12 protein-coding genes are annotated in these 8,203 nt (G+C 63.9%); 3 read left to right on the forward strand and 9 right to left on the reverse strand.

Annotated elements, in window-relative coordinates:
• Nucleotides 1–331: 331 nt before the first annotated feature.
• The 7 genes from rpsT to VZ95_RS25565 form a co-directional block, all read right to left on the reverse strand.
• Complete coding sequence (rpsT, locus tag VZ95_RS11680; protein ID WP_045775993.1) at nucleotides 332–604, reverse strand: 30S ribosomal protein S20; 273 nt, start codon at nucleotides 602–604, stop codon at nucleotides 332–334.
• 113 nt (nucleotides 605–717) lie between these two features.
• Nucleotides 718–1,497, reverse strand: coding sequence for an enoyl-CoA hydratase (locus tag VZ95_RS11685; RefSeq protein ID WP_045775994.1), 780 nt, complete (start codon nucleotides 1,495–1,497; stop codon nucleotides 718–720).
• Between the two features lie 23 nt (nucleotides 1,498–1,520).
• Nucleotides 1,521–1,883 carry a hypothetical protein gene (locus tag VZ95_RS11690; protein ID WP_045775995.1) on the reverse strand — a complete coding sequence of 121 codons (363 nt, stop codon included), beginning with the start codon at nucleotides 1,881–1,883 and terminating at the stop codon, nucleotides 1,521–1,523.
• A gap of 11 nt (nucleotides 1,884–1,894) precedes the next feature.
• Nucleotides 1,895–2,725 (reverse strand): bifunctional DNA-formamidopyrimidine glycosylase/DNA-(apurinic or apyrimidinic site) lyase, encoded by an 831-nt coding sequence (mutM, locus tag VZ95_RS11695; RefSeq protein WP_045775996.1) that lies wholly within the window; start codon nucleotides 2,723–2,725, stop codon nucleotides 1,895–1,897.
• Nucleotides 2,726–2,731: 6 nt separating this feature from the next.
• Nucleotides 2,732–3,331 (reverse strand): ActR/PrrA/RegA family redox response regulator transcription factor, encoded by a 600-nt coding sequence (locus VZ95_RS11700; protein ID WP_045775997.1) that lies wholly within the window; start codon nucleotides 3,329–3,331, stop codon nucleotides 2,732–2,734.
• Nucleotides 3,332–3,395: 64 nt separating this feature from the next.
• A complete protein-coding gene (locus VZ95_RS24130) occupies nucleotides 3,396–4,094 on the reverse strand; it encodes an ATP-binding protein (protein ID WP_332308081.1) in 699 nt (232 codons plus the stop codon).
• A complete protein-coding gene (locus VZ95_RS25565; RefSeq protein ID WP_198148258.1) occupies nucleotides 3,992–4,972 on the reverse strand; it encodes an ActS/PrrB/RegB family redox-sensitive histidine kinase in 981 nt (326 codons plus the stop codon). The genes VZ95_RS24130 and VZ95_RS25565 overlap by 103 nt, the downstream gene beginning before the upstream one ends.
• A 54-nt stretch (nucleotides 4,973–5,026) precedes the next feature.
• Between VZ95_RS25565 and VZ95_RS11710 the strand changes: the two genes are divergently transcribed.
• Genes VZ95_RS11710 through VZ95_RS11720 form a run of 3 tightly spaced genes read left to right on the forward strand, consistent with a single transcriptional unit; the run spans nucleotide 5,027 to nucleotide 7,088 of the window.
• Nucleotides 5,027–5,542: a GNAT family N-acetyltransferase gene (locus tag VZ95_RS11710; protein ID WP_052711708.1), complete on the forward strand. Its 516-nt coding sequence runs from the start codon at nucleotides 5,027–5,029 to the stop codon at nucleotides 5,540–5,542.
• The gene (locus tag VZ95_RS11715; protein ID WP_045775999.1) at nucleotides 5,539–6,285 is read left to right on the forward strand and encodes an ABC transporter ATP-binding protein; all 747 of its coding nucleotides are present in this window, start codon (nucleotides 5,539–5,541) and stop codon (nucleotides 6,283–6,285) included. Before VZ95_RS11710 ends, VZ95_RS11715 begins: the two co-directional genes overlap by 4 nt.
• Complete coding sequence (locus tag VZ95_RS11720; RefSeq protein ID WP_045776000.1) at nucleotides 6,282–7,088, forward strand: ABC transporter permease; 807 nt, start codon at nucleotides 6,282–6,284, stop codon at nucleotides 7,086–7,088. Before VZ95_RS11715 ends, VZ95_RS11720 begins: the two co-directional genes overlap by 4 nt.
• On the opposite strand, the gene VZ95_RS27155 is transcribed toward VZ95_RS11720, so the two are convergent.
• Both VZ95_RS27155 and VZ95_RS27160 read right to left on the reverse strand, forming a co-directional pair.
• The gene (locus tag VZ95_RS27155) at nucleotides 7,089–7,610 is read right to left on the reverse strand and encodes a GNAT family N-acetyltransferase (RefSeq protein WP_232302633.1); all 522 of its coding nucleotides are present in this window, start codon (nucleotides 7,608–7,610) and stop codon (nucleotides 7,089–7,091) included.
• A 185-nt stretch (nucleotides 7,611–7,795) separates the two neighbouring features.
• Nucleotides 7,796–8,014, reverse strand: coding sequence for a MarR family transcriptional regulator (locus VZ95_RS27160; protein WP_232302634.1), 219 nt, complete (start codon nucleotides 8,012–8,014; stop codon nucleotides 7,796–7,798).
• Between the last annotated feature and the right edge of the window lie 189 nt (nucleotides 8,015–8,203).

Below are 8,203 nucleotides of genomic sequence, written 5' to 3' on the forward strand. Positions count from 1 at the left end.
GCAGATCAAGTTTACACCTGAAACCACCCATCGGATCGTTCGGAATACTGTAGGCGTGACTCGGGTGGTTTGGCAAGGTGATCTTAGCGCGAACAAAGCCGGGAACCGCCGCTGTCGCGAATCAATCACAGTCCCCCGCCGGAGAAAATTACCGAGCCCCTGATACGTCAGCCAGGAGCCAGAATAAAATTCTGACAAGCCAACAAACAAAATGCCTGACGCGACCTATGGGTCAAGTCAGGCATTTTTGCAATTTGTCTAAAATGTCGGGTCGAGAAACAGCTTTCACTCTTCTCAACCTAACAGCGCGCCCCAGATGGGACGGCTAGACTTAGTTGGCGGCGTTCAAAGCCTTAACGCGCGCCGACAGACGCGACATTTTGCGCGCAACCGTGTTGCGATGCAAAAGGCCCTTGCTGACGCCACGATCCAGCTCGGGTTGGGCAGCTTGCAGGGCGCTGCGCGCATCGGCGTAGCTACCGGCGGAAAGGGCCAGTTCGACCTTCTTCACGAAGGTGCGAATCCGGCTCACGCGGGCCTTGTTCACAGCCGTGCGACGTTCGGTCTGACGAATACGCTTCTTTGCGGACAGATGGTGAGCCATTGCTCTACAAACTCATTCTACTGGCTAAAACAGAGGCGTGCTTGTACCGGGTGCCGGGGGCAGAGTCAAGGGCGGTCTCGCATCGAACTGTCACATCCGCCGCCCGCCCCGGCTCAGCGGTGCTTGAAATTCGGCGGGCGCTTTTCGGCGAAAGCGTTCATGCCTTCCTTCTGATCTTCCAGCGCGAAACTGCTGTGGAACAGGCGGCGCTCGAACTTCACGCCTTCGGCCAGGGTGGTTTCATAGGCGCGGTTCACGGCTTCCTTGGCCATCAGCACGACGGGCCGGGAGAGGGTGGCGATTTGCGTTGCGACCTTCAGGGCCTCCTCCAGCAGATCGGCGACCGGAATGATGCGGGAGACCAGCCCGGCGCGTTCGGCCTCTGCGGCGTCCATCTGGCGGCCCGTGAGGCACATTTCCATCGCCTTGGACTTGCCGACGAAGCGGGTGAGGCGCTGCGTGCCGCCCGAACCGGGAATCGTGCCGATGGTGATTTCCGGTTGGCCGAAACGCGCGTTATCGCCCGCCAAAATAAAGTCGCACATCATCGCCAGCTCGCAGCCGCCGCCGAGCGCATAGCCCGCCACCGCCGCGATCACCGGCTTGCGACAAAGCGTGACGCGCTCCCAATCGTTGAGGCCGATGAAATTTTGCGAGAAGGCTTCAACGAAGCTCTTGTCCTTCATTTCCTTAATATCGGCCCCGGCGGCAAAGGCGCGCTCCGAGCCGGTGATGACGATACAGCCGATGGCATCGTCATTCTCGAACCCGGTCAGGGCTTCGGCCAATTCGGCGATGAGTTGCTTCGACAGCGCGTTCAGCGCCTTCGGGCGGTTGAGGGTAATCAGGCCCACTGGGCCGCGTGTTTCCGCAAGAATGGTTTCGAATGCCATCGTTTCTCCCCTTTAGATGTTTTTTACAAAGCCGGTGCCAGTGTGAAGCGCACGGTCAACTCCCGCGCGGGGCGGCCGAATTCGAGGCGCAGGCTTTCGCCCTCCCGCCGGAACAGCGTCTCTTCCTCCCGCCGCCAACCGAGTTGCGGCAGCGAGGTGGCGTAGAAGGCCAGCACGCTCGCCCGGTCGGTCGCACCCTTGGCATAGGTGATAACGATGCGCCCCTGCGGACTGTCGAAGCTGAACGGCGGCTCCGGCGTCGCCAGCGCCGGGGCGAGCGGCACATCTTCCATCCCAGCGAGGTAGCGATGTTGAGCGACCGCCCCCCGACTGGCGAGCCCCAAGGGCAGCAGGGCGAGGGAGCACAGCAGGGAACGGCGGAGCATGGGAACACTCTCTAAGGTTGACACGTCGCACAGAAGAAGCTCGATCGGCCCGATTGGACCAGCCGTTCGATCACAGCGCCCGCCCCGCAGCGCGGGCAAGCCTCGTCCGAGCGACCATAAACCTGAAAGCGATGCTGAAAATAGCCCAACTCGCCATTCGGCTGCTGATGATCGCGTAACGTGGAGCCCCCCGCCGCAATCGCCGCCGCCAGAACCGTTTTCACGGCCTCTACGAGACGCGAAGTTTCCGCGCCCGTCAAGTCTCCCGCCGCGCGGGCCGGGTGAATGGCCGCCTTATGCAAGGCTTCACAGGCGTAGATATTACCGATCCCGGCAACGTAGCGCTGATCCAGCAGCACGGCTTTAATCGGGGCGATGCGCCCGGCCAAGGCATTGGCGAATTGCGCGGGCGAAAACCCGTCGCCCAAGGGTTCCGGCCCGATGTCGCGCAACAGAGCGTGGCCCGCTTCCTCCCCCGGCGCGATCCAATCGACCGAACCGAAGCGGCGCGCGTCGTTAAAGCGCACTACCGGCCCCCGGTCGGTCTCCATGACGAAATGATCGTGCTTGTCGAGATCGTTTGGGCGCGCGGGCGAAATCACCATGCGGCCCGACATGCCGAGGTGGATGAGCAGCGCGTCGCCGCCGCTCAGATCGACCAGCAGATATTTCGCCCGCCGCCGCAGCGCCGTAACTTTCCGTCCGGTCAAGCGCTCGGCCAGCCGGTCCGGGAACGGGCGGCGCAGGTTCGGGCGGCGGACGAGAACCTGCGTAAAGGTCGCGCCGAGCAAGACCGGCTCCAATCCCCGGCGGACGGTTTCGACCTCAGGAAGTTCGGGCATTGGAGTTTAAGACCGGGGCGCGTGTTTGGCGAGAATGCGCTGGAGCGTGCGCCGATGCATGCGCAAGCGCCGCGCCGTTTCCGACACATTACGGTCGCACTGCTCGAAGACCCGCTGAATATGCTCCCAGCGCACCCGTTCCGCCGACATCGGCAGTTCCGGCGGCGGCGGCAGCGATGAGCCCTCGCCGACGCGCAAAGCCGCTTCGATGGCGTCGGCATCCGCCGGTTTGGGCAGGTAATCGACCGCACCCGCTTTCACCGCCGCCACCGCCGTTGCGATATTGCCGTAGCCGGTGAGCATGACGATGCGCATATCTTCCCGCGCCTCGCGCAGGGCGGCGACCACATCCAGACCATTGCCATCGGTCAGGCGCAAATCGACGACGGCGTAATCGGGCGGGGCTTCTTGCGCCAAGCGAATGCCCTCGGCCACCGTGCTCGCGGTCCGCACCTCGAACCCGCGCTTCTCCATCGCCCGCGCGAGGCGGGTGAGCAAGGGCAGATCATCGTCCACCAGCAGCAGCGCGCGCGCATCGGGACTGAGCGGCGGCAGATCGCCGTCTGCAAAATCGGCAGGAAGATCGGGGGGCGGGGTGTCGGTCATCGGCGTTTCCTCGTTTCGTTTCTTATATAACCCTATTTCTTATATGGGAATTCGGTTTCATCCCTCATTCTGCCGCGCTCTCCCGCGATCCCGCAAGCGGCGGCAAGGGGGCCGCCCCCCAGCTTTTGCCGCCCCAGGCCAAATCGCCCGACAGCCGGTCGCGCTCCCAAGCGATCAGCACCCGCGCGCCCCCGAGCCCACCCCCCTCCGGGTCGCTGCGGTCGCCATTGCCGAACTCGACGGTGGCACCGGTATGGAACAGCAGCGTCGTGGCGATGAACACGCCCAACCCCATATGGCCGCTTTCCCCTTCGCGGGTGGAAATATAGGGCTCGCCCAGCCGGTCGAGCACCGTGGTCGGGAAGCCCGGCCCATCGTCTTCGATTAGAATGGCGAGGTCTTCGGCATCCCACAGTACGGTAATCGCTACGCGGTTTTGCGCGAATTGCGTGGCGTTATTGATAAAATTAGTCAGGCCGTGAACCAGTTCCGGCGTGCGCGGCAAAGTCGGCTCGTCGCCCGCGCAATCGGGGCTGGGGACCATATCGACCTCGGTCGCCAAGGTTTCCGCGGCTTCGGCCAATTCGGTGAGCAGAACGGTAACGGGGGTCAGATCCAGCGGCGATTCGGATTTGCGCTCGGGCGCGTCGGTGAGCCCCGCTAGAATTTCCCGGCAGCGGCTGGCCTCGCTTTGCAGCAACTCGATATCGTCGCGGATCGGGCTATCCAGCGGCACATCGCGCAGCAATTCCTTCGTGACCACGGCGATGGTGGAGAGCGGGCTTCCCAGCTCGTGCGCCGCCGCCGCCGCCACCCCGCCGACCGCGAGAGGCGCTGCTCGCGCGCCAAGGCCATCTTGGTGGCCGTCAAGGCATTCGCCATGCTGCGCGCTTCCGCCGCCACGCGCCAGGCATAGCCGCCGACGAACAGAACAGTCGTCACCAACGCCACCCACACCCCGCCGAGATAGAGCCGGGGCAGCGTCAACCCCACGGCATCGGGCCAGGGCAGCGGCTTATAGAGAAAGGCCAGCAGCGTCACCGCGCCAATCGCCATCGCCCCCAGCGCCATCGTCGAGCGCAGCGGCAGGATGGTCGCGGAGATCGTCACCGGCACGATGATAATCATGGCGAAGGGGTTCTGGAGCCCGCCGGTCAGATAGAGCAGCGCGCTGACCTGGGTCACGTCGAAGGCGAGATGCAGCGTCGCCATCCGCCGCCCGAGCCAAGCCGACGACGGGCGATTGTTCAGCAAATGCAGATTGGCCACCGCCGAGGCGGCAATCACCGCCAAACAGGCCGCCAGCGGCGTTTCGAGATGCAGCAGGACTTCCGTAATATAGATGGCCAGCACCTGCCCGAACAGCCCGATCCAGCGCAAATAGAGCAGCGTGCGCACCCGCACGGCCCCGCGCGCGGCGGGCAGTTCCTCGGTATTCAGCAGCGAACGCTGCGCACGGCCCGGCAACCGGGGGGACGCAAGCCCGCCCGGCGAAGGCCGATCCGACGGCAACACGGCAGGCGGCGTTTTCGCGGAGTCGGTATCGCTCGCCTCCGCCGCGCGCGCGGCTGCCCGGTTTTTCTTCCACGCCCGAAATCCTAGCATGGCATGAGATATAGGACGGATCGGGGCTGGACGCATAGGAGAACTCCATGCACCATCCGCCGCACTGAGACGATGCGACGGAACGTCACCATGATTCCCCATTTCCTCTGGGCCGAGTTCGACCGGCTCACGGGCCGCCAAGTTCACGATCTGCTGCGCCTGCGCCAAGATGTTTTCGTGGTGGAACAAAATTGCCCCTTCCCCGAAATCGACGGGCGCGACCCTGCGGCCGAACATCTGCTAGCGTTCGATCCGACGCGCAAGGGCGGCGCGCTGGTCGGAACCCTGCGCCTACTCGACGGGGCCGTCGCCCCCCACGGCAGTTCTCTTGCGACGCTGCTTTCCGATGCCGCGACCACTATCGGGCGGATCGTCGTCGCGCCCGAGTATCGCGGCGTCAAACTCGGCGGCCTGCTGCTGACCGAAGCCATCCGCCAAGTCGAAACCACGCGCGGCCCGCACATTATGCAGCTTTCCGCCCAGGCCCATCTGGAGGGCTTCTATGCCCGCTTCGGTTTCGGTGCGGTCGGCGAAGAGTATCTCGAAGACAATATTCGCCACATCGACATGCGCCGCCCCGCCCCGGCCACCGAGAGCGCGGCGTGATCCCTCTGCGCGTCACCGATCTCGTCAAGCGCTTCGGCCCGCCCGGCACCCCGGCGGCGGTCGATGAACTCAGCTTCACCATCGCCCCCGGCAGCATTACGGCGCTGCTTGGCGGCAATGGCGCGGGCAAGACGACGACGATTTCCATGCTGCTGGGGTTGCTGACGCCGACATCGGGGCAGATCGAGGTGTTGGGCATCGATATGGTGCGCAATCGCTATGCCGCCCTGCCGCGCCTCAATTTCTCCAGCCCTTATGTGGAACTACCGTTTCGGCTCACCGTGCGCCAGAATCTCGCCGTCTATGGTCGGCTTTATAACGTGCCGCGCCTCAAAGAGCGCATTGATGAGGTTCTGGAAGATTTGAGCCTCACCGCTTTGCGCGACCGGCCCTTAGGCAGCCTGTCTGCCGGACAGAAAACGCGCGCCGGGCTGGCGAAAGCCCTCATCAATCAGCCCGAGCTGCTCTTGCTGGACGAGCCGACCGCCTCGCTCGACCCCGATACCGGCGATTGGGTGCGCACCTATCTCGCGCAGTTCCAGGCGAAAACCGGCGCGACGCTGCTGCTCGCCAGTCACAATATGGGCGAGGTCGAACGGCTGGCCGACCGAGTGCTGATGATGCGCGCGGGAAAACTCGTCGACGATGATACGCCCGCCGGTCTGATCGCCCGCTATGGCCGCACCACCCTGGAGGAAGTGTTCTTGGATATCGCCCGCGCCGGCCGAACGGAGCCCGCATGAGCGCCGTTGCCGCCTCCCTCACGCGCATCGCGGCTCTCATTCTGCGCCATATGTATTTGCTGCGCGGCTCCTGGGCGCGGATGGCGGAACTGGTGTACTGGCCGACCGTGCAGCTTTGCATCTGGGGCTTCTTCACCAATTTCTTCACCAGCCGCAGCCCGTGGCTCGAACAGGCCTTCGGCGTGCTCATCGCGGGCGTGCTGCTGTGGGAAATCACCGTGCGCAGCCAAATCGGCGTGTGTTTGGCATTCTTGGAGGAAATCTGGTCGCGCAATCTCGGCAGCCTGTTCGTCACGCCGCTGCGCCCGCTGGAGTTCGCCGCCTCGCTGGCCAGCATGGGCCTCATCCGCGTCATCCTCGGCGTCGGCCCGGCGGCGCTGATTGCGCTGCTGTTCTACGATTATTCGCTGTTCGCAATGGGGCCGGTTCTGCTGCTGTTTTTCAGTCAGTTGATCCTGATGGGCTGGGCGATGGGGATTGCCCTGTCCGGCGTCGTCCTGCGCGTCGGCCTCGGGGCCGAAAACCTCGCCTGGATGGGCACCTTCATTCTCGCGCCACTTGCCGGGATCTATTACCCCGTCGAAAGCCTGCCCGGCTGGCTGCAACCGATCTCCTACGCCCTACCCGCCGCCCACGTCTTCGAAGGCATGCGCGCAGTGATGTTCGGCAAGCCAGTGCCGTGGAACCATCTGCTCGCCGCGATCGGGCTGAACGCGGTCTATATGATCGGCGCGGGTTTTATCTTCCACCGCTGCTTCAATGCCGCCCGTAAAGCCGGGAAACTGTTGCAGACGGGGGAATAGCTAAAGCGCCTTCTCCCACGTCTCGCCGATCAGCTTCTGCCCGAAACTCTCATGGGCTTCCGATTCGATCAGCCGATAGCCCGCCGCCTCATAGAGCCGCCGCGCCGGGAGCAGAATCGAGTTGGTCCAGAGGATGATTTTACCGTAGCCCGCCGCGCGCGCAAAATCGTCGCAGGTCTTAACCAGCCGCGCCCCGAGCCCGAGGCCGCGCGCGAAAGCTTCCACATAGAGAATGCGGAGTTGGGCGACGCCGGGAGAGTGCTCGACCAGCATCACCGAGCCCAGAATTTCGCCGTTCCGCGCGGCGACCCAGCAGGCCTCTTTCTCCGGCTGAACGGTGGCGATGAAGCGCGCCGCGATCTCGGCCAGCATCGCTTCGAAACTGCCATCCCAGCCGAATTCCTGCGTATAGAGCCGGGTTTGCCGGTGGATAATCCAGCCTAAATCGCCGGGTTGATGGGGCCGAATGAGGGTTTCGCCCGCGCTTTGGCCGAGGTCGAGTACCTGCCGGATGCTGCTCATCGCGGCCTCCAAACGCGCCCGGTCGGCGGGCGGCACGGCGCGCAGCAGGGCGGCGACTTCGGCGCGGGATGTTTCTTCGAGCGGGGCAAAACGGGTTCGGCCCGCCTCGGTCAGTGCGAGAACCTGTTGCCGCCCGTCCTGATCGGAGCGGTGGCGGGCGAGCAGCCCTTGCGCCTGGAATTTCTTCAGCAGGCGGCTGAGATAGCGGGATCGAGCCCCAACTCGCGCCCCAAATCACGCGCCGTCAGCCCGTCGCGATGGGCGAGTTCATAGAGCACGCGGGCTTCGGTGAGCGAATAGGGGCTGTTCAACAGCCCTTCCTCCAGCACGCCGATTTTCGCCGTGTAGAAGCGGTTGAAGGCGCGGATGCTATCGATCTGCGCAAGGTCCGGCTCAAGAATCATGGCGCGTTCTTTCTCATTTATTTGACTATAGCAACTTATTTGATTGCTGAAGTCAATGATATGAAAAGCACCGCCCCCAAACGAAAACCGCCCCACCCTCGGTTGAGGATGGGGCGGCTGTCTAAAGCTTTAAACCGAAAGGCTTAACCCTTAGGCCGGGCGACGCGCCGGGCCACGGCCTGCGGGCTT

Source organism: Elstera litoralis (genome assembly GCF_000963705.1).
GTDB classification, from domain to species: domain Bacteria; phylum Pseudomonadota; class Alphaproteobacteria; order Elsterales; family Elsteraceae; genus Elstera; species Elstera litoralis.

Excerpts from the sequence above, each read along its gene's own strand:
- VZ95_RS11690 (WP_045775995.1), bottom strand. The coding sequence starts at position 1,883 with ATGCTCCGCCGTTCCCTGCTGTGCTCCCTCGCCCTGCTGCCCTTGGGG.
- VZ95_RS27155 (WP_232302633.1), bottom strand. The coding sequence starts at position 7,610 with ATGAGCAGCATCCGGCAGGTACTCGACCTCGGCCAAAGCGCGGGCGAA.
- VZ95_RS11685 (WP_045775994.1), bottom strand. The coding sequence starts at position 1,497 with ATGGCATTCGAAACCATTCTTGCGGAAACACGCGGCCCAGTGGGCCTG.
- mutM (WP_045775996.1), bottom strand. The coding sequence starts at position 2,725 with ATGCCCGAACTTCCTGAGGTCGAAACCGTCCGCCGGGGATTGGAGCCG.
- VZ95_RS11720 (WP_045776000.1), top strand. The coding sequence starts at position 6,282 with ATGAGCGCCGTTGCCGCCTCCCTCACGCGCATCGCGGCTCTCATTCTG.
- VZ95_RS25565 (WP_198148258.1), bottom strand. The coding sequence starts at position 4,972 with ATGCGTCCAGCCCCGATCCGTCCTATATCTCATGCCATGCTAGGATTT.
- VZ95_RS27160 (WP_232302634.1), bottom strand. The coding sequence starts at position 8,014 with ATGATTCTTGAGCCGGACCTTGCGCAGATCGATAGCATCCGCGCCTTC.
- VZ95_RS11710 (WP_052711708.1), top strand. The coding sequence starts at position 5,027 with ATGATTCCCCATTTCCTCTGGGCCGAGTTCGACCGGCTCACGGGCCGC.
- rpsT (WP_045775993.1), bottom strand. The coding sequence starts at position 604 with ATGGCTCACCATCTGTCCGCAAAGAAGCGTATTCGTCAGACCGAACGT.
- VZ95_RS11700 (WP_045775997.1), bottom strand. The coding sequence starts at position 3,331 with ATGACCGACACCCCGCCCCCCGATCTTCCTGCCGATTTTGCAGACGGC.